Source organism: Sphaerotilus sp. (assembly GCF_034519685.1).
Classification (GTDB): domain Bacteria; phylum Pseudomonadota; class Gammaproteobacteria; order Burkholderiales; family Burkholderiaceae_C; genus Sphaerotilus.
This window is the reverse complement of the sequence record NZ_JAXHOF010000003.1, coordinates 606,792-626,122: the sequence shown is the minus strand read 5'-3', so window position 1 is coordinate 626,122 and position 19,331 is coordinate 606,792. Positions and strand designations below refer to the sequence as shown.

Below are 19,331 nucleotides of genomic sequence, written 5' to 3'. Positions count from 1 at the left end.
CCGGTCATTGTGCCGGAGCGCTCCCGGCATCCGACGCACCGTGGCTGGTGATGAGCTATGTATGGGTGCGTTGCCTCAGAAACTCAGGCTCATGCTGGCCCATGCCGTACGCGGAGCACCGGGCACGAGGTAGTCGTCGTACACGGTTCCCCAGTAGCTTTTGTCGAACAGGTTGTCGATGCTGACGCGGACGGTCACTTCATAGCCTCCCAGCCGGCCTTCATGGCGTATGCCCAGGCCGAACACGTCGTAGTCCGGTGCGAAAACCGAGTTGGCCGCCGTCACGGCACGCTTGCCAGTGCGCGACCAGTTGGCGACGAAGGTCCAGCCCGCCAGGCCATGCGGTGCGTACTCCGTGGTCATCGCCAGGCGATGCGCTGCAACGCCTGCAGGGCGTTTGCCGCTGACCGTGGGGTCGGCGGTGTCGGCCAGCTTCGCGTCCAGCCACATGGCGCTGCCGAACATTGTCAGTTCCCGGGACAACTTGCCGGAACTCGACAGTTCGAGCCCCTGATGCACCTGCCGGCCGTCCTGCACGAAGGTGCTGGAGCTGTCCGCGTTGCTTCGCGTGTACTCGGCCGCCTTGGCGATGCGGAACAGGCTTGCCTCCCAGCTCATCTGGCCGACTTCGCCCTTCAGCCCAGCTTCGAACTGCTTGCTGACCAACGGCGCCATGACCGCGTTGGCATTGGTGGTGCCCAACGGTGCCGTGCCGCCTTGCTCGAGTCCTTCGGCATAGGTCGCATACACGGACAACGAGCGAATGGGCTTGAACACTGCCGCGACGGATGGCGTGAACCGGGACTTCTGATAAGCGCCGTAGGTCGATCCGTCGGCATTGAAGAAGCGGCGATCGATGCGAGCGTGGCGGCCGCCGAGGTGCAGGTCCCATTCGGGGCTGAGGGCGAGGACATCGTTCACGAACACACCGTGCTCGCGCCAGCGTGCGGCAGGATAGGCGCTGTCGCTCAGGCCCGGTTGGTTGATCGCGGTGGGGTTGTGGATATTCGTCGAGCCGATCTGGCCCCAGAACCCATCACCCCAGCGAGCCGACATCCTCGAGTGCGCGTAGCCGAACGACAGGTCGTGCCGTACATCCCCCGTGTCGAAGCGGCCATTGAAGGTCAGATTCGCGTTCAGCGGCTTGCGTGACTGGTCTGGCGCATAGTAGAGGTAGACATCTGCGCTGCCGTCGGGCTGGATGGCCTGCAGGTAGATGTTGTTCTGGTCGCGCCGCTGATCGGCGTAGTTGAACGCGCCGGTGACCGACCAGCGCTGGTCAAGTCGGTGCTCGATCCGGGAGCTGATCGTCGTGGTCTCGCTCGGAAAGCGCGCTCAGCGCTGGCCGAGGAATGTGGTGGGGTCGACATCGGGCAGCTTGCCGTTGCTGTCGAGGCTGAAGGCCGGTGTCGAATGCTGGTTGCGGCGCTCATGCTCCACATCCAGTTGCACGAGCGTCTGGGGGCCCATGCGCCAGTCCGCCGCCAGGCTCGCAAAGAGCCGCTTCCCGTCCACGTGGTCGACGTGGGAGCGTTCGTCTTCGCCCGCAAGGTTCACGCGGATGCCGAAGGTGTCGTCGATCTTGAGCCCTACGTCCGCATGCACGCCGAAGTTGCCGAACTGGTTTGCGTGCAGGTGCAGCGCCGTCACATCCGTCGGCCGCTTGGTCGCGTAGTTCAAGAGTCCGCCGGGCGCCGAGAAGCCGCCCTGCAACGCGGACAGGCCTTTCAGAATCTCGACGCGCTCCTTGTTCTCCAGGCCCATCGCGACCTGGTTGGAGATGGTCTGGCCGTTGTAGCGATAGTTGCTCCAGTTGTGCAGATCGAACCCGCGCACGGTGGGTGCGCTGAACCAGCCGGCGGTGGTCGAGGTGTTGCCGACGCTCGCGTCGTATTTGTCGAGTTCGTTGATCTCGTTCACGCCGCGATTGACGAGCAGTTCGCCGGGAACCACCTTGACCGAAAACGGCGAGTCCTTGATGGGCCGGGTGGAAAAGCCCGCGACGGCGCTGTCGGAGACGCGATAGCCTTCGATCGCATGGCCGTCGCGACCCCTGTCCGCGGTGGCCGTCACCTTCACTGCCGGCAGTGTGGAATCCTCCATCGCGGTGGCGCGAGCCTGGTCGACGATCAACGCCGTGCCGTCGATGCGCCCTCGCAACCCGCTGCCGCGCAGCAGCTCCTCCAGCGCTTCGGCCGGCTCGCGCGTGCCGCTCACGCGGGCGCTGCTGAGGCCGGCCGCCAGCGCAGGCGGCAGCGCGAGCTGCAGGCCGGCCTGGCGGGCGAACAGCGCCAGCGCGCGGTCCAGCGGCTGGGCCGGCACGTCGAAGGCTACCGGCGCGGCCAGCGCAGCGCTGGTGGCCAGCAGCAGCGCGGCGGCGATGGCCAAGGATGAGCGGCGCCGTGGTGAGGCACGGCTATGGCAATCCTTGTGGGCAGGGGACTCGGGCTTGTGGCGCTTGTTGCTTGTCATGGTGTGGTGGTGCCCCGGCTGCGGGGCTCTTGCGGTTGAAAACCACCATGACGCGCGGCGCCCGCGCGAACCCTCACCGATTTCTTCGCCGTCAGCGCCGAGGCCCGATGCGCAGCCCCGCGGCCGTGTCCACCACGCGCACCTTGAGCGCACGCGGTAGCACGTGGCGCAGCCATTCGTCGGCCAGGCCGATGCGCACCTCGGCGGTGACGCGCCAGCCGGCGACGCGCGGATCGACCTCGAGCGTGCGCGGGTGGTAGCGCGACAGGCGCTCCGCGATCTCGGCCAGCGTGGCGCGGTCGAACCCCAGGCGGCCTTCGCGCCAGGGCGCCGTGGCGGCGGTCCGTTGCGGCGCGGGCAGGGGCGCGCCAGCGTCGGTCGTGTCGACCAGCAGGCTGTCGCCCACGTCCAGTTCGACGACACCGCCAAGCGCGCCAGGGCTTGCATCCATGCGCTCGACGCGCACCCGGCCATGCTCCACCTCCACCCGCACCTGGCCGGCCTGTCGCTCCACGGCGAAGCGCGTGCCCAGCACGGTGACGCGCAGCGTGCCGCAGTCCAGCGCGAATGGGCGGGCCGTATCGCGCGCGACGTCGAAAAACGCGGCTCCGCCGTGAAGAACACCGTACCGCCGGGCGCCGTAGAAACTCAGCTCGAGTATGGTCTGCGCATCCAGCGTCACGCGGCTGCCGTCGGGCAGGGTGTGCCGGGCCTGCTGGCCGCGCAGCGTGCGCCACGCCACCTGCCAATGCGGCACTTGTTCCTGCCACAGGCGCCACAGGAGCCCACCGCTGCCCAGCAAGGCGCCCAAACCGAGCAGCGCGCCCAGGCCGCGGCGGCGCGCGGACGGTAGCGCACCCTCAGGCTGGCCTTGCCGGGGCGCCAGCGCACGCTGCACCGTGGCTGCGGCACGCGCCACTTCGCGCTCGACCGTGGCCAGCGACACGCCGTGCGCTGCGGCCAGTTCGGCCTGCGTGGTGTCGAGCAGTCGGTGCTGCAGATAGATTTCGCGCGTGCGCAGCGGCAGCGCCGCCAGTGCACGTTCCACCGTTGCCAGCGCCTGGCGATGCGCGGCAGCACGCGGGATGGTGTCGGCATCGGTGGCCATCGGCTGCGCGGCGGTGGCCTCGGCGGCTCGCGCGGTGGACCGTTGGCGGTGCTGGTCCACCAGCAGGTGGCGCGCAGTGGCATAGGCATAGGCTGGCGCATTGGCGGCTGGCGGCATCTCGGCCTGTGCCAGCCGCAGCCAGGTGTCGTGCAGGAGCTCGCGCGCAGCGTCGGCGCTGCCGGCGTGGCGCGTCAGCAGGCGCACCAGGTCCGGGTAGCTGGATTCGAAGTCACCTGCCAGCAGGGGCGCGCGGGTGGGAAGGGTGCTGGTAGTCACGGCGCGGCGGGCTCGGTGCCCTGGGACTGGGATGGCTGCCCGAAGTGCATCGGCGTCAACACGGTGACAGCGGTGGCTACGCCGTTCACGCGGTGGGGTGCGAAGCGCGCCTCGCGCGCGGCGTGCAGCGCAGATTCGTCGAGCCCGGCGTGGCCGCTGCTCTGCAGCACCGCCGAGCGAACGACCCGGCCAGACTCGTCCACGAGCATGCGCAGCACCACGGTGCCGGACGGCGGGCCGTCGCGGCGGCGGTACTCGACGCGGGTGCGCATGGGGACGAGCGGGCGCATCGTGTCCACGCTCACTACCGTCGTGGGCCAGGGTGCACTCGTCGTGGCGCAGGCGGCGAGCAGTACCGGGCCGACGAACGCAATGACCAGCAGGCGCCACGGCATGTCGGGTTACTTGTGCTCGAGCTTGCCGAACTGCTCCTTCGTGAGAACGCCCTTGAGCTTGTCCTGCGTCTCGCGCTTCAGCGCTTCCTTCTTCTCGTGCTCGGCATCGAGAATGAGTTTCACCTTGGCCTGCTGATCGGCGCTGAGGTTCAACTCCTTGGTCATGCGGTCCAGCTTCGATCCCTTCGGGCCGTCCGCAGACCATGCGACGCCGGTTTGCAGGGCCAGGGTCAGGGCGAGGAGGGGCAACAGCTTGTTCATCGTGAAGTCCTTTCGGTGGTTGAGAAAGCAGGGCGTCACGCCGCGGCGCAGCGCAGCACCAGATCACTGGTCGGCACGCAACAGCAGGCGAGCAATTCGTTGGGCGCCGTTGCGAACTCGGGGCTGATGACCTGGCGCACGCTCCCGGCGCGCAGCTGAACGATGCAGCTGCCACAGGTGCCGTTGCGGCAGTCGCTGACGATCGGCGCCCCCTCGGCCTGCAGCAGCGCCAGCAGCGAAGGTTCTCCGCAGAAGGTCAGCTCGCGCCCCGAGGGCTGCAGTTCCAGTCGATAGCATTGCTGGTCCTGATTCGCAGCGGCGGCAAAGGCCTCGTGGTGGATGCGCGCATCGTCCACGCCCTGCGCCACCAGCCCGGCGCGCAGGGCGTCCATCATCGGCGCGCTGGCGCACATCCAGACGCCTTGTGCGTCGCGCGTCTGGCACCAGCCCAGCAGCCGGGATGCGTCGACGCGGCCGCGTTCGCCGTGCCAGGTGGCGTCGTCGCCGGTCAGCACCGGCACATACCGCAGCGCGGGCTGCGCCGCCGCCAGCGCACGGAACTCGGTGTCGTAGTCCATCAGTTCGGCACGCTGGCGCACCGACCACACCAGGGTCATGGGCGTGCTGCGACGACCGGCCGCCCATGCCTGCACCATCGCGCGCAGCGGCGTGATGCCGATGCCGGCGGCCACGAGCACGACTTCTCCGCCCAGGCCTCGAGGCAGCACGAAATCACCCGCTGGCGGCAGGATCGACACGCGGTGGCCGCGCAGCAGCGTGTCGCCCGCCCAGTTGGAGATCAGGCCCTTCGGTTCACGTTTGATGGCCAGCTCGTAGCGCCAGGGCAGGCGCCGCCAGCCGGCCAGCGAGTAGCGCCGGCTGGCGTTGCCGCGTGTGCCGAGCGGGGCCTGCAAGGCCACGTACATCCCGGCGTTGAAGCGTGGCAAGGGTCGCCACAGGCTGAGCCAGGGTCGGCGCAGCGTGAGTTGGAAGCAGTTGCCATGGTCGCGGCGCGCGGCCACCACCAGACGCAGCGGCGCGGGGCGGTGCCGCCGAGCCAGGGCCGTGGCCCGCAGCGTTTGCCGCAGGCCGATGCCAAACATCGCGGTTGCGACCAGTACCAACGCACCGCCTGCCAGCGCCGCGGCTGCCCCCCAGATCACGGCGTTAGGCGGGGCGTGCGGACGGGGGCACGACCGCAGCGGGTTCCAGCGCCGACTGGACCTGGCTCTGTGCCTGCGCCAACAGCGCAGCGGCCTTGCGCCGCTGACCACGCCACCACATCAGCAGCCCCGTGATCGTGAGCAAGGCCATCGTGGCGCCGATGACGTCGATCCACAGCCATTCGTACTGCTTGCCGAGGAAGGCCTTGCCGGTGTGCAGGTCCAGCACCAGCTTTGACAGGGGCACGGCACCGTCTGATGCCGTGCTGCCCATGCCCGCGGCCACGCGATCGCTGGCGGCCAGCCCCGGCGCGTGCTCGCTCCAGGTGGCACCGCCGTCGGCGCTCAACAGCAGCGCGTCGTCCTTGCCCACCGCGAGCAAGCCTTGGGGACCCACCGCCAGCGACCAGAAGTCACCGCGCGCCACGCGCTCACCCGAGCCGGCGTCCACCGCCACGCGGTACAGCCCCTTGGTGGTGGCAACGACCAGGTGCGAGCCCATGGCCTGCAGCGCCCGCACGTCGGCGCGGCCCAGGTCTTCCACACGCTCGACCTGCTCGCCGCGCACGCGGTACAGGCCGGTCTTGGTGCCCAGCCACTGCACGCCATCGGGCGCCGTCCAGTACGCGCGCAACTCGGCCTGTTCGGCCTTGCCCGCACCCATGCCCGGCAGCCAGCCGGCATTGACCTGGATCTCTTTCAGGCCCAGCGACTTGCCGTGCGTGATGAAGATGGCCGTCAGCGCGACGATGAGGATGGGCAGGCTGAGCGCAATGCTCACCCACAGGTGCCAGCCGCGCACGCTGCCGAGGGAAAGGCGGGGTTTGTCCATCGAGGGCTCCTGGTGTAGGTGGTGGGGTGTGGAGGGCATGGGGTCAGCGCTGCGTCGGGCGCCGGATCAGAGCCGGGCTTCGAGCGTGAGCAGCAGGCCGCGCCCGCTCATCTCCTGCTCGCGCGTCAACCCTGTGAGCACGCCCGAGGTGTTGGTGGTCGGCTTGTACTTGGTCTTCCTGGTGTTGAGCAGGTTGCTGCCCGACACGCGCAGCGACCAGGTGCGGTCGATGTCCCAGTACGCGAAGGCATCCAGCAGGTGCTGCGGCGACTCGGTCTCGCCGCTGGCCTTGTAGACGCGGCCCTGGTAGTTGTAGCGCCAGCCCAGCAGGGTGTTGATGGCGCTGACGCGCCAGTCCATGCCGGTGTTGACCACATAGTGCGGCTGGTCGCCCAGCGGGTCGGTGCTGCCGGCCTTGCGCGAGAAGAAGCGGCTGTAGTTGGCCAGCAGCGTCACCTCGCGCAGGCCGATGGTGCGCAGGTCGAGGCGGGCATCGACCTCGATCGCGCGCGTGCGGCTGGTGCCGGGCACGTTGTAGGGCCGCTGGTAGTAGAAGCCGTCGGCTTCCTGATAGGTCTGCTTCTCGACCGCGTTGGTGATGAAGCGCTGGCTGTAGTTCAGCGCCGCGAACGCCGTGCGGCCGAAGAAGTCGTGCTCCACGCCCAGGTCGAAGCCCTTGGCGCTTTCCGACTTCAGGTCGGGGTTGCCCGAGACGTAGGGGCTGGTGCTGGTGCCGCTGCCGCTGGCGACCGCGGTGCTCAGGTTCTCGAACTTCGGCGTGCGCAGCGTCTGCGCGGCGGCGGCGCGGGCGCGCCAGTGTTTGGCGAATTCCCAACGGTAGGCCACGCTCGGGTTGAAGGCGCCGCTGCTGCCGCTGCGCTGGCTGCCGTCGCCGGCAACAGATTCCGTACGGCGGCGCTCGTAGCGGAATCCGGGTACCAGCAGGTGCTCGGGTGCGATCTGCCAGTCATCGCGCAGGTAGAGCGTGGCCCTGGTTTCGTCGATGTCGAAGCGGTCGCCCAGGCCGGTCTGCTGCACGCCGTCCTTCAGCTTCTTGTCCTTGCGGTTGTCCACGCGCAGTTCTACGCCGGTGGCCAGCAGGTGCTCGGGCGTGGCCGCCCAGCGCAGGCCGCCATAGGCCTTGTGGCTGCTGCCGCGCACGGTGGCGTCTTCCAACTCGGTGGCCGTGGTGTTGCCCAGCAGGTCGTAGCTGGTCTTCGGCTTGAGCTTGTCCTCGGTGGCGCGCTGGGTGCCCAGGCCCACGGTGCCCACCAGTACATCGGACAGCTTGCGCTGCCACTGGCCGCCGACGATCAGGCTGCTGCGATCCTTGTCTTCGTCTTCGACGCTGCTGCCGCTGCCGATGAAACTGCTGCCGTCGGCCGGCGACAGCGAGGTCCAGTTGTCAGTGGTCTTGTGCTTCTGGCCGTCGTTGAGGTTGTAGAAGGCGGTCAGCGTGAAGGTGTCGATGGCGTCGGGCTTGTAGGTCAGACGCGGGCCCAGGGTGAATTCACGCACCCGGTTGTTCTCGACCTCGCGCGATTCGGTGAGGCTGGTGCGCGTGCCGGTGCTGGCGTCGAAGGCCTCGACGATCTTGGGCTTGGTCTTGAGCTCGTGCCGGTGGTTGATGTTCATCGGCAGCACCAGCGACAGGCCGGTGTCCCACACCTTGGCGTAGTTCACCTGCAGCGAGGCCTGCGGCTGCCGCGTGCCGTTGAACCACACCGCGCCGGCACCGAGCTTGACGTTCAGCTCGTCGGCGTTGGCCCGGCGCAGCACGATGTTGATGGTGCCGCCGATGCCGTCGGCCGGCATGTCGGGCAGCGGGCTGCGGATGATCTCGACCCGCTCGACCATGCTCATCGGCAACTGGTCCACCTGGATCTGGCGTTCCTTGGTGCTGCCCAGCCAGGGCTCGCCGTCGACCAGGATCTGCGTGTAGCCCTTGTCCAGGCCGCGCATGCGGATGTCCTTGATGTTGCCGGCCGGCCCGGTGAAGCTGATGCCGGGCTGGCGGCGCAGGAAGTCGCCCAGCGTCAGGTCGTTGGTCTTCTCGATGTCCTCGCGCCCGATCACGACCACCGGATTGGGTGCCTCGATGCGTTTCTCGACTTCCTCGCGGGCGGCCTTGACGCGCACCACGTCGAGCACGGTTTCCTTGACTTTGACGGTCTGCTGGGCTTGGGTGGCGAAGGCCGCGAGCAGAGCGACGGCCAGCAGGGTGGGGCGCACGGCGTGCTGCGCAAAGTGGCGCTGGTTCATGTTCTTCTTGTCCCGCTTCACTGCGACACCAGCACCACGAAGTGCGGCTGGCCGTTCTTGGTGCCCGATTCGATGCCGATGTACTTGGTCTGCGTGCCGCTGGTCACTTTCCAGAACTTGCGCTCCACCTTCTTGGCCGACCAGTCCTTGCCGATGTGGGCTGAGATCAGGCCGGTGATGCTGGCGTCCGAGCCGTCGCTGACCTGCCCCGTGGCGCTGACCGCGAACACGGTGTCGGCTTTGCCGCAGGCCACGATGCGGCCGAAGGTCAGGCCGTACAAGGGCGTGACGGCCTCCTTCTTCACCTCGGCCGCGCTGTCTTTCTGCACCGTGGCGTAGGGCATCAGGATGAAGTCGTCGCCCGCGTTGGCGCCGCACACCATCACCATCGACGCGTACAGGGCCTCGTAGCAGGCCTCACTGGCAGGCGTCGCGTAGCCGCAGTTGCCGGGGTTGCCGCTCTGGTACTTGCCGGTGAAGCGCAGCCCGCGCGCGGCGACATCGATGTCGTAGTTCAGGATCTTGCCGACCTTGTCGCTCTTGAGTGTGACGGTCTTGGTCCAGCTGCCATCGGCCTTCACCGCCAGGTCGACATCGTGCTCGTGGAACTTGGCTTCGGGCTCGCCCTTTTCGTTGACGCGGCCCTGGGCCAGCAACTTGTAGCTCGTGGTCGGCCAGCAAAAGCCGGTGGCATCGGAGCAGGGGCCGGGCAGGGTGAAGCTCACCAACGCCGCGCGCGCGGTGGTGAGCGTCAAGGCATTGGCGCTCAGACGTGCGGCCAGCGATTCGAGCACCGCGTCATGCGCGTCACCGGTGGCGGGCGTGAAGCTGCCGGTGATGAGGTTGAAGCTGGTGAGCGAGGTGGTGTCCACGCCGAGCGCCGCCAGGTACTGCTGCAGTTCCGAACTCGCGGCGGCGGCCGTGTCGGCACTGATCTTGCCGCTGCGATTGCCGCTGGTGAAGCTGTCGACATAGGCCACCGGGTCCTCGGCCGCCAGGCGCGCCACCAGCAAATCGGTCAGCGGCGTGACGTTGACGCGACCGAAGGTGTAGAAGACCGAATGCAGGGTCTGCGTGTTGGCCACGCCAGCCACCGTGCCGCCGCTGGCGCGCACGGCGCAGGGCAGCACCTGCTTCTCGGCCGGGAAGGTGAAGGCACCATTCGCATCGGCCGCCACGCTGAACGGCGTGCCGCCGGCGCAGGTGATCTGCAGCATGGCGTTGGCCACCGGGTCGCCGACCGCCACCACACCGTTGCCCTTGGCCTCGTTGCCGGCAGCGGCGCTTCCGAGTTGCAAATCCGAGTCCCCGCCGCCGCCGCAGGCGGCCAGGCCCAGCCCTGTTGCAAACAGCACGTTGAGCAGCACCGCGCGGGTCGCCGCTCGTTTCCCTTCCAAACCCATGAATTCCTCCAGCCCAAGATAGGCGCCTGCCGCTTGTGCGGTGGCGCGTGTTGTTCATTGGCTGGCGGTGCGTTCCAGGCCGGGCGGCGAGGTGGTGCGTGGCTGGCTATGCTGCTCGTGCGCGTCGAATCAAAGCGCAGACACAAATGCGAAGCGTTCGCATTGTATGCGACGACGGGGTGACGCTTCAGGGTCGCTCGGGCTCGCTGACGAAGCCGATCTTGCTCAAGCCTGCCTTCGAGGCATCGGCCAGCGTCTCGGCCACGGCGCGGTAGGCCACCGACTGGTCGGCACGCAGGTGCACCTCGGGCTGCGGCTGCTTCTTGCCCTCGGCCGCGAAGCGGCGCGCGGCCTCGTCGCGCGCCACCGGTTCACCGTTCCAGAAGCGCTGGCCTGCGCCGTCGATCGCGAACTCGACCTTGTCGGGTTTGAGCTGGTTGGCCTGCGAGCTGACCTTGGGCAGGTCGAGCTTGACGGCATGCGTGAGCAGCGGCGCGGTGACGATGAAGATCACCAGCAGCACCAGCATCACGTCGATCAGCGGCACCATGTTGATGTCGGACACGGGCGCGCTGCTGCCCCGGTTGTCGAAACTGGCGAAGGCCATCGTGGTTCCTTCGCTCAGGCCGCAGCGCGGGTGGTCTGCACGGGCCTGGCCGCAGCGGCCTGTTCCTGGTTGGCCGATGCCACGCCACGCAGCGTGCGCCCCATCTGCAGGAAGTTCATCAGCTCGAAAGCAAAAGCGTCGAGCCTGGCCAGCAGCACGCGGTTGCTGCGCGTGAGCCAGTTGTAGGCCATCACGGCCGGGATGGCCACGGCCAGGCCGACGCCGGTCATGATCAGCGCCTCGCCCACCGGGCCGGCCACCTTGTCGAGCGTGCCCGAGCCGCTCATGCCGATGGCCACCAGCGCGTGGTATACGCCCCACACGGTGCCGAACAGGCCGACGAAGGGCGCCGTGGCGCCGATGGTGGCCAGCGCTGTCAGGCCGTTCTCCAGGCGCGTGGTCTCCTCGTCGAGCTTGGTCTTGATGGTGCGCGTGAGGAACTCTTCTTCCGTGCCCGCCTGGCTCAGCTCGGCGCTGCCGTACTTGGCGTGATGACCGCGCGCATGCATGGCGTGCGCCGTGAGGTTGGCAAACGGATCGCGCACACCACGCGCATCGATCTCCGCCTGCACTTGCTCCAGCGTGCGCGCCTTCCAGAAGAGGCCGAGAAACTGCTGCGAACGCCTGCGCCGGCTCCACTGGGCCAGGCCCTTGGCGGCAATCAGCACCCAGGAGATGACCGACATCGCCAGCAGGATGAAGAGCAGTGTCTTGCCGACGGCGTCGCTCTGCGACAGGAAGTGGGCGATGCCCAGGGAGGTGGGTTCGTTCATGGTCAGCTTTCCAGTTCAAAGACGATGGGTACCGTGGTCCAGACAACCAGGGGCTGGCCGTTTTCGGTGTAGGGCTTGAAGCGCGCGGCGCGCACGGCGGCCAGAGCGGCTTCGTCGAGCCGGTTCGAGCCCGACGAGCGGGTGAGTTGCACCTGGCGCGCACGGCCGTGCGCGTCGATCTCGACGCGGATCAGCACGCGGCCGCTTTCGTTGAGTCGACGAGACGCGGCCGGGTAGGTGGGCGCGGGCGGATCGATGTACTCCACTGCGGTGGCCGGAACGGTCCTGGGAGGTGGCGGCGGGGCCGGTGGGGCGGGGGGCGCGGGTGGTGGCGGGGGCGCCTCGGCCACCGCGGGCGGCGGTGGCTCGGCCGGCGCTGGTGGCACGACGAAGGCGGGCGGCGCCGGTGAGGGCGAGGGCGCTGCGGCAACGATGGGCGGTGGCGCCGGCGGCGGCTTCACCAACTTGGGTGGCGGCGGTGGAGGGGGCGCTGGCGGTGTCGGCGGGGCGATCAGGTCCACCATCATTGGGGCCACTTCGCCGACGGCTTGGCGCACCGATTCGACCTGCAGCAAGCCCCAGGCGCCCAGCAGGTGAACACCCAGCACGCCCGCGACCAGCGTGCGGCGGGCCAGGGGCGATGTGCTGTCGTAGTCGTCGGACTGCGGTGGAGCGGGGGGCGGGAAGAGGGCGTCATTGTTCACGGGATCAGCCACGAGTCGAAGGGTCTGCGAGTGCTGCTGAGTCTGCCGAATGCGCCTGCTGCGCACGGCGCCAGGGGATTGCGTGCCATGCGGCGATGACCACGCCCAGGCCGAGCGCCAGCCAGGACAGCAGGTCCCATGGGCCGTTGGCGACCAGCGCCGAGACGAGGCCGACGACGCTGGCGGCAGCCACCAGACCGGGCACGCGGAAGATGCGGCTCAGGCTCTGGCTCATGACCGACCTTCGACGACCCTTCGCAGCAGCCTCGTCCGGCATCCACGTCAGAGCTTGTATTCGAGCGACACGGAACCGTTGCGTGGCGCCCCGTAGATCGCGCCGTAGGTGATGCCGCCGATGTACTTCTTGTCGAACAGGTTGTTGACGTTCAGGCGCAGCGTCGCCGCCTTGTTGATCTCGTAGGCGGCGAAGGCGTTGGCCACCACATAGGCACCTTGGGTGGCGCTGCCGGCCTTGCTCACCTCGGACTGCCAGCGCCCGCCAAGCCCCAGGCGCAGGGCTGGCAGCATCGGCACCCGGCTGTCGAAGCGGAAGTTCATGGTCTTGCGGGGGATCCACTCATAGATGTCGTTGCCGTCCGGGCCGGTCAGCTTCAATTGGGTGTAGCCCACGGTGACCTTGGCATCCTTGCTGATGCGGCCGGTGGCTTCGAACTCAAAGCCCCTGGACTTCACGTCCTTGGGCTCGTACCAGTACTTGCCGTCCAGAGGGCCACCCGGATCGCTGATGATGCCGGCGTAGGTCGCCAGGCCTTTTTGCTTCGCGGTGAACAGGGCGAAAGTGGTCAGCAGAGACTTGTTCAGCCACTCGGCTTTCACACCGGCTTCGGCGTTGACGCCCTTCATGGGCGCCAGGTACTCGCCAATGATGTCGGTCTGATCCTGGTTCTGGAAGATGTCCGAATACGACACGTAGCCCATGGCTTCTGGCGTGATGTCGTAGGTGAGGCCAACGTAGGGGCTGACCTCCTTTGTGTCGGGATAGACGGTGTTGGTGGCGGCGTTGCCGTAGATGGAGGCGCCACTGCGCTCCAGCCGCACCGCATTGACGCCGACGATGGCTTTCAGCGCATCGCTCAGGGCCAGTCGTGATGCGCCGTACAGCCGCGTCAGCGTCTGCTCGCCGCGGGTACTGGGCGCGCGTGGGTCCCAGGCTGGTTCTGCATAGACGTTGCCGCCAAAGGGGAATGCCGGAAACGCCAGGAAGTTGGTCTGTGGCTCGTAGGTGTCCACGGCCGTCTCCTGCCGTGACTGGCTCAGGCCGACCAGCAGGCTGTGCTGGCGCCCGAACGCGGAGAACTCGCCGCTCAGGTTGGCATCCAGGATGCGATCGGTCGAGTCGCCTACGCTGCGGTAGGCCCAGCCCAGCAGGCCCGTGTTGTCCGCGTTCAGCGTGCCCGTCGGCGAGTAGGCGTAGAGGATCTTGGTCGCTTCGTCGCTCTGCCGGTGGCTGTAGGTGAGCTTGGCCTCCCAGTTCATGCCCAGGCGGTGGGTGTACTCGACGAAGGCATTGGTGTACTTGTTGTTCCAGTAGGTCCAGTCCTGAGAGGTTGACGATCCCACGGGGAATTCGGCCTGGGTGCCGTCGGAGCGGCGCAGGGTCAGCGATCCCCACATCGGCGAGTCTTGCTTGGCATCGACGTTGGTGATGCCCAGCGTCAGGGTGCCGTTGCTGCCGATCTGGCCGTCGACCACACCGTAGAGGCTGGTGCGCTTGTTGTGCAGGGCGCGCAGGTGAGAATCCGCGTCTTCGTGGGCCACCACCAGCCGGCCGGCCCAACTGCCGTCCTCGGTCAGCACCTTGTTGTAGTCCAACGCCACGCGCTTGAGGCCGTAGGAGCCGAGCCTCAGGTTGGCCTCGCCGCCGTCGGCATTCTTGGGGCGCTTGCGCACGTAGTTGACCGTGCCCGACGCGTTGCCCACGCCAGTGAGCAGCCCGTTGGCGCCGCGGATCACCTCAACGCGGTCGAACAGGAAGGTGTCTTCGCGGCCCAGCGCGACGCCGTAGGAGTTGCTCATGCCCAGGCCATCGATCTGCGTCAGCTGGATCTCGAACCCGCGCGAATTGAAGCTCGCGCGGTTGGTCTCCCACAGATCGACGTTGATGCCGGTGGCCAGGCCCAGCGCTTCGTTGCTGCTGGTGAGGCCGAAGTCGGCCATCTCCTCCTTGTCGAGCGTGCTGATGGACTGCGGCGTGTCCTTGATCTCCATCGCCAGGCCGGTGGCGCCCTTGGAAACACGGTTGGCACGCTTGCCCGTCACGACGATCTTCTCGAGTGTGGCTTCCGTCTTCTCGGTCGACGCCTCTTGGGCGTGCACGGGGCCCAGGGCCGCAGAGGCTGCGATCGCGCAGGCCCTCATCACCAGTTTTTGTCTTTTCATCGTTGTGACCCGTTGCGTGTGATTGTGGAAAGGACCGCGCATGTGGCGCTGGAGGGGGCTCTCGGGGCGGGCGACCATGTGTGCAATGTCAATGCAACGCAGCCGAACGTTCGCCAGCGTGGTCACCAAGGCTGTCGGTGGCCGGCACCTGCGCCAGCCCCACCCAGCGCTGGTGCGCATTGGCCATCACCTGGCGCAGCGCCGGGCTGGCGCAGGGGTGGTTCTGCATGAAGAACAGGTTGGAGACCACTTTGCGCGCCAGCAGGGAGCGCTGGTCGGCCCGCGTGATGCGTGCGTCGACGCAGGGGTCGGCCCAGGACGTCATCAGGGCCACGGTGCCTGCCACCAGCGCTTCGAGGCTGGGCAGGGGCAGGTCGGTGTCTTCGTCGGCAGCTTGCATCGTGTCCTCGCGCGGCTGCGCGTCAGGGCAACGTGCAGGCCAAGTCAGTGGGCGAAGGCTGGCGGCGGCTGGCTTCGGGTGTTCGCGCGGCGCCACTGGAGCGGCAGCCAACCTTGCGAGCAACGCATTGTAATGCGAATGAGTCGCACTACTAATCGACTGGCATCAACGATCCGTAGGCGTTGCGCGCTGCTGTGCGCAACGCCGGACCCTGCGGCCATGTTCTCGGCGTCACTGTCGACCCCAAAGCGGACTTCCGGCCGACACGATTGCAGACGTTCTTCGGTGCAAAAAGTCTGCGTCGCCCGATGCGACCGGACGTAACTGGACGAGCCTGCGGCAGCGGAATGGCGGAGGCAGTCAGGCGCCGAGTGCCGACTTCGCCGAAGCGCGCATGCCGGCCCGGAGGGTGTCGAACATGGAATCCATCATCCGGTGCACCGCTGGCGGCGCCGTCTTCGGCGTGCCAGCGTGCAGCGGTGGCTGCGGGGCGTACTCGGCCATCAACTGCACGCCCTGTGCATAGGTCTTGTCGCGCAGCTTGGCGACGACGGCCAGCCCGAGATCGAGCCCAGCCGACACGCCCGCACCGGTGACGAGCTTGCCGTCCCAGACCACCCGCCGGTCCACCGGGATGGCACCGAACTCCTTCAGTAGCGCATGCGTGGCCCAGTGGCTCGTTGCCCGCTTGCCGCGCAGCAGGCCCGCCTGGCCGAGGATCATCGAGCCGGTGCAGACCGAGGCCACCAGCTTGGCCCGGCGTGCGCGGTCGGCGACCCATGCGATCAGCTTCGGGTCCTGCATCGCCTTCAGCGTGCCCACGTCTCCTCCGGGGACGAACAGGATGTCCAGGTCGGCCGGTGTTTCATCCAGGGTCATGCTGGGCATGAAGGTGATCCCGTTCTGGCCGCGGACGGGCTCCTTCGTGGCCGCCACCAGGTGCACCGTCGCCCCCCAGAGACTGGTGAACATGTGGTGAGGCCCCACCAGATCGAGCGCGGTGAACTCGGGGTACAGCAGCATCGCGATCTGCTCCTTGCCTTGCCACTGCGGGGGCATGGTGCTCATGTCGTGCATCACTTCGGGCTGCGATGCCGCCGGCTCCGCAGCCGACGTTGCCGCTGCGGCAGAGCCCGCCAGGCTGGCTGCTGCGAGATTGCGCAGGAAGTCGCGTCTTGGGTGCGTCATGACCTTCTCCATCAGTAGTCCAGGCGCAGTGTCAGCGACGCCGTGCGCGGCGCGCCGGGCTGGATCCAGTCGCGCGCTCCCGGGTGGCTGCCGCTGTAGTAGAGCTTGTCGAAGGCGTTCTTCAGGTTGAACTGCACCGAGCCTTTGCCCGAGCCGGCACGGAACGCGTACGACAGCATCGCATCGACCCGGCCGTAGCCTGGCAACTGGAAGCTGTTCAACTGGTCGCCTTCGCGCTGGCTCTGGAAGAAAACGCCGGCGCCGGCCGCCCACTGCCCATCGAACATCCACCGGCCCCACAGGCTGCCGGAGTTGCGTGCTGCGTTGGCCAGGCGCGTGCCGGCATACGCGGCCTTGTCGGTGATCTTCGCGTCGAGGTAGGCGTACGAGGCCATGACGGCGAGCTGCCTCGTGAGCTGGCCCAACATGTCGATCTCCAGTCCCCGCGAGCGGGCCTCGCCGATCGTCGTGATCACTGGGTACAGCGTGTAGTCGGCGCGGTTGCGCTTCACGAGGTCGAAGACCGCGACCGTGGTGTTCAGCCGGCCTTCCAGCGCGGTGCTCTTCCAGCCGGCTTCGAACTGCCGCGCACGTTCGGCCGCCAGCGGCGAGCCGTCCGGGTTGCGGCCATTGTTGGCGGCCACCGCGTCCTGGTACTGCGCGTAGAGCGTCTGGCCGGGCACGAACTCGTACACCACGCCGACACGCGGCGTCGTGAAGCTCTGCCGGTTCAGATCTAGAGTCGGGTCCGAGGTGTAGATGCCGGCGGTGCGGTCGTGACGCAGTGCGAACACCGCATGCCACCCGTTGCCGAAGGCAATCTGGTCTTGGGCCACCAGGCTGGTCCAGCGCTGAACGTCGCGCGTGTCGGAACCCGGCGCGCCCGTCTGCGCAATCGTCGGCGTGCCGCCGAAGTCGGGGTTGCGCACATCCACGGCATTGATCTGTGCGAACACCAGCGCACCGGTACGGCTGTTCTCGTAGTGGTCCAGCTGGAACAACAGCTTGTGCTTCAGCCCGCCCCAGGTGACGTCGCCCTGCAGGTCGAAGGTCGCCTGATCCAGCCGCACCCGGCCGTCTGGCCGGTTGGACAGGTAGTAACGGCACATCGTCTGCAGCGGGTTCGTCTCCACGCAGCTGTCGGCCGGCCCGCTGCCCGCGCCGAGATCGACCCGGTACGGCCAGATGTCGAGCTCCTTGACCTTTGCACGCATCGTGACCGCACGGGCCTTCAGCGTCCACGCCGTCGACAACCGGGTCTGCGCCTCCAGCGTCAGCGACTGGTTGTCGAACGACGACAACTCAGGCGCATTGTTGAACTGCCGCGAACGCGGCACCTCGGCCGGCCGGTCGCCGTCGGCATAGACGCCGAAGTCGTTGCGATACTTCTGTGCGTTGCGGTCGTAGGTCAGCGCAACGCGCGTGTCGGCGTCGGGAATCCACGCGATGGAGCCGCTGAATGCTGCCATGCGGTTCTCGACGAATTCGCGGTTGGACTTCGCGGTGTCGTACGAAGCGTTGGCACGGCCGAGCAGCGTCTTGTCGGCGTTCAGCGCACCGCCACCTTCGAGGATGGTGCGCGATTGGGCGTACTGGCCAATGGTCTGCTCGAAGCCGAAGCTCGGCGTGGCCGAGAGGGCGCGCGGCACGACGTTGATGAGCCCGCCCGGCTCGGAGCGGCCATACAGTACCGAGGCCGGGCCCTTGACCACTTCCACCGAATCGACGTTGGCCATGTTGACCGGCACGCCCTTTACCTTGACGCCGTTGATGTAGTAGGTGGACATGCCCGACATCGGACCCGATGCGGTCATCGACTCGGTCTGGAAGCCGCGCAAGAGGATCAAGGGCTGGGAGCTGCCGTTGAACCCGAAGTCGCCACCTGTGCCCGCGACGTTGCGGATCGCGTCGGTCAGCGTCAGGGCCTTCTGGTCGTTCAGCACCGCGCGTGGCACGACCTGCACGGACTGCGGCGTCAGCAAGATCGGCATGTCGGTCTTCGTTGCAGCGGAGGTCGGCGGCGCCTGGTAGGGCTGGGACGTGCCAGTGATCTCCACGCGCTGGAGTTCGGTCTGGGCCTGCGCGGTCATCGCGAACAGGACGGCGCTGGCGATCAGGGTCTTGCGGCCGGGGTGGCGGGGTTTCATGGTGGTGTTCTCCTGGGTGTTCGATACATGGCCGCAGTCAGCAGCGTCGGTGATGTGAGCGGCTCAGTGGTCCCGCATGGGCAACTCGTCGCGGTTGTCGAAGCGCCAAGGCGGCTCGGCGTCCTGGCGCTCCGGCAGGGGTTCCAACTCGCTTCCTGCGACTGCCCGACCGGAAGTGATCACCGAGACGGGAGGTCCCTCGACGTGACGCGCAGGCGCGCGCATCGCGACTTGATCATCCGGCGGGAACGGTGGCGGCGCGAATCCGGCGCCTACCTCGAGTGCCATGCCGTAGCTGAGACCCACGGCGACAAGGGGTGCAGCGACGAAGAGGCGGACGTGGCATCGGTTGCCGCGCCTCGGTCCACGCATGACGCGTTCGAAGGTATTCACAAAGTTCTCCTGATGCCCGGCAGGCGTGCCGTGGCGGTCGATGACCCGTCTGCGGGCTCAAGCCCGACGAACGGCATCCAGACGATCAGGAGAGTTGCGGCGGTGCTCGTGGACGCGCGCTCACCCACGCATGCGGCGTGCGAGGAGCGGCGTAGAAGGCAGGAGGAAACTCGCCATGACCTTCGATCGGCAATGGCACGAGTTCAGCAGATGGTGGCAGGCCCAGGGTCGCCGCATGCATCGAGCAGAACGAACAATGCTCGAACACGTGGCTGACGGTCGGCGCCGACGGCGAATCGTCGGTCTTTTCCGCGATCCACTTCGAGCCTTGCAACGTGCAGATCTCGATCCAGGATGCTGCCTTGGCCGAGCCCAGCGCATGGCTTAACGATGGCGCGAGCGATGCCAGCAGGATCGCCATGGCGGCAATCCAACTGGGGAATCGGCGGTAGGTACGGAATGCGTGCATCGACCATTATTTTAGTAGTAGGCCCTGCTTGGGCCTGGCACTGGTCGGGCGGAGGCGGATCCCCCATCCCCTGCGACC

18 protein-coding genes and 1 pseudogene are annotated in these 19,331 nt (G+C 67.7%); all 19 read right to left on the bottom strand.

What is annotated here, in order from left to right; all coding sequences use genetic code 11:
- Positions 1 to 75: 75 nt before the first annotated feature.
- Positions 76 to 1,311 (bottom strand): annotated as a pseudogene (locus tag U5O44_RS06465) (TonB-dependent receptor); the annotation flags it as partial.
- A gap of 24 nt (positions 1,312 to 1,335) precedes the next feature.
- Positions 1,336 to 2,388, bottom strand: coding sequence for a TonB-dependent siderophore receptor (locus tag U5O44_RS06460; protein ID WP_322587636.1), 1,053 nt, complete (start codon positions 2,386 to 2,388; stop codon positions 1,336 to 1,338).
- A 175-nt stretch (positions 2,389 to 2,563) separates the two neighbouring features.
- Positions 2,564 to 3,856 (bottom strand): sigma-70 family RNA polymerase sigma factor, encoded by a 1,293-nt coding sequence (locus U5O44_RS06455; RefSeq protein ID WP_322587635.1) that lies wholly within the window; start codon positions 3,854 to 3,856, stop codon positions 2,564 to 2,566.
- Complete coding sequence (locus tag U5O44_RS06450; RefSeq protein ID WP_322588477.1) at positions 3,853 to 4,146, bottom strand: energy transducer TonB family protein; 294 nt, start codon at positions 4,144 to 4,146, stop codon at positions 3,853 to 3,855. The genes U5O44_RS06455 and U5O44_RS06450 overlap by 4 nt, the downstream gene beginning before the upstream one ends.
- 111 nt (positions 4,147 to 4,257) lie before the next feature.
- The gene (locus tag U5O44_RS06445) at positions 4,258 to 4,512 is read right to left on the bottom strand and encodes a hypothetical protein (protein WP_322587634.1); all 255 of its coding nucleotides are present in this window, start codon (positions 4,510 to 4,512) and stop codon (positions 4,258 to 4,260) included.
- Positions 4,513 to 4,547: 35 nt separating this feature from the next.
- Positions 4,548 to 5,675, bottom strand: a complete 1,128-nt coding sequence (locus U5O44_RS06440; RefSeq protein WP_322587633.1) for a 2Fe-2S iron-sulfur cluster-binding protein — start codon at positions 5,673 to 5,675, stop codon at positions 4,548 to 4,550.
- Between the two features lie 4 nt (positions 5,676 to 5,679).
- The gene (locus U5O44_RS06435) at positions 5,680 to 6,507 is read right to left on the bottom strand and encodes a PepSY domain-containing protein (protein ID WP_322587632.1); all 828 of its coding nucleotides are present in this window, start codon (positions 6,505 to 6,507) and stop codon (positions 5,680 to 5,682) included.
- 66 nt (positions 6,508 to 6,573) lie between these two features.
- A complete protein-coding gene (locus tag U5O44_RS06430; protein ID WP_322587631.1) occupies positions 6,574 to 8,769 on the bottom strand; it encodes a TonB-dependent receptor plug domain-containing protein in 2,196 nt (731 codons plus the stop codon).
- 17 nt (positions 8,770 to 8,786) lie between these two features.
- Positions 8,787 to 10,172 carry a hypothetical protein gene (locus U5O44_RS06425; protein ID WP_322587630.1) on the bottom strand — a complete coding sequence of 462 codons (1,386 nt, stop codon included), beginning with the start codon at positions 10,170 to 10,172 and terminating at the stop codon, positions 8,787 to 8,789.
- Positions 10,173 to 10,359: 187 nt separating this feature from the next.
- Positions 10,360 to 10,779, bottom strand: coding sequence for an ExbD/TolR family protein (locus U5O44_RS06420; protein WP_322587629.1), 420 nt, complete (start codon positions 10,777 to 10,779; stop codon positions 10,360 to 10,362).
- A gap of 14 nt (positions 10,780 to 10,793) precedes the next feature.
- Positions 10,794 to 11,552 (bottom strand): MotA/TolQ/ExbB proton channel family protein, encoded by a 759-nt coding sequence (locus tag U5O44_RS06415; RefSeq protein ID WP_322587628.1) that lies wholly within the window; start codon positions 11,550 to 11,552, stop codon positions 10,794 to 10,796.
- A gap of 2 nt (positions 11,553 to 11,554) precedes the next feature.
- Positions 11,555 to 12,256, bottom strand: coding sequence for an energy transducer TonB (locus tag U5O44_RS06410; protein ID WP_322587627.1), 702 nt, complete (start codon positions 12,254 to 12,256; stop codon positions 11,555 to 11,557).
- 4 nt (positions 12,257 to 12,260) lie between these two features.
- The gene (locus U5O44_RS06405) at positions 12,261 to 12,491 is read right to left on the bottom strand and encodes a hypothetical protein (RefSeq protein WP_322587626.1); all 231 of its coding nucleotides are present in this window, start codon (positions 12,489 to 12,491) and stop codon (positions 12,261 to 12,263) included.
- Positions 12,492 to 12,538: 47 nt separating this feature from the next.
- Positions 12,539 to 14,593 carry a TonB-dependent siderophore receptor gene (locus tag U5O44_RS06400; protein WP_322587625.1) on the bottom strand — a complete coding sequence of 685 codons (2,055 nt, stop codon included), beginning with the start codon at positions 14,591 to 14,593 and terminating at the stop codon, positions 12,539 to 12,541.
- A gap of 151 nt (positions 14,594 to 14,744) precedes the next feature.
- On the bottom strand, positions 14,745 to 15,056 hold the full coding sequence (locus U5O44_RS06395; protein WP_322587624.1) for a hypothetical protein: 312 nt from the start codon (positions 15,054 to 15,056) through the stop codon (positions 14,745 to 14,747).
- Positions 15,057 to 15,416: 360 nt separating this feature from the next.
- Positions 15,417 to 16,244 carry a DJ-1/PfpI family protein gene (locus U5O44_RS06390; RefSeq protein ID WP_322587623.1) on the bottom strand — a complete coding sequence of 276 codons (828 nt, stop codon included), beginning with the start codon at positions 16,242 to 16,244 and terminating at the stop codon, positions 15,417 to 15,419.
- A gap of 11 nt (positions 16,245 to 16,255) precedes the next feature.
- Positions 16,256 to 18,391: a TonB-dependent siderophore receptor gene (locus tag U5O44_RS06385; RefSeq protein WP_322587622.1), complete on the bottom strand. Its 2,136-nt coding sequence runs from the start codon at positions 18,389 to 18,391 to the stop codon at positions 16,256 to 16,258.
- A 63-nt stretch (positions 18,392 to 18,454) separates the two neighbouring features.
- Positions 18,455 to 18,784, bottom strand: coding sequence for a hypothetical protein (locus U5O44_RS06380; RefSeq protein WP_322587621.1), 330 nt, complete (start codon positions 18,782 to 18,784; stop codon positions 18,455 to 18,457).
- A gap of 85 nt (positions 18,785 to 18,869) precedes the next feature.
- A complete protein-coding gene (locus tag U5O44_RS06375; RefSeq protein WP_322587620.1) occupies positions 18,870 to 19,205 on the bottom strand; it encodes a DUF2946 domain-containing protein in 336 nt (111 codons plus the stop codon).
- Positions 19,206 to 19,331 lie beyond the last annotated feature (126 nt).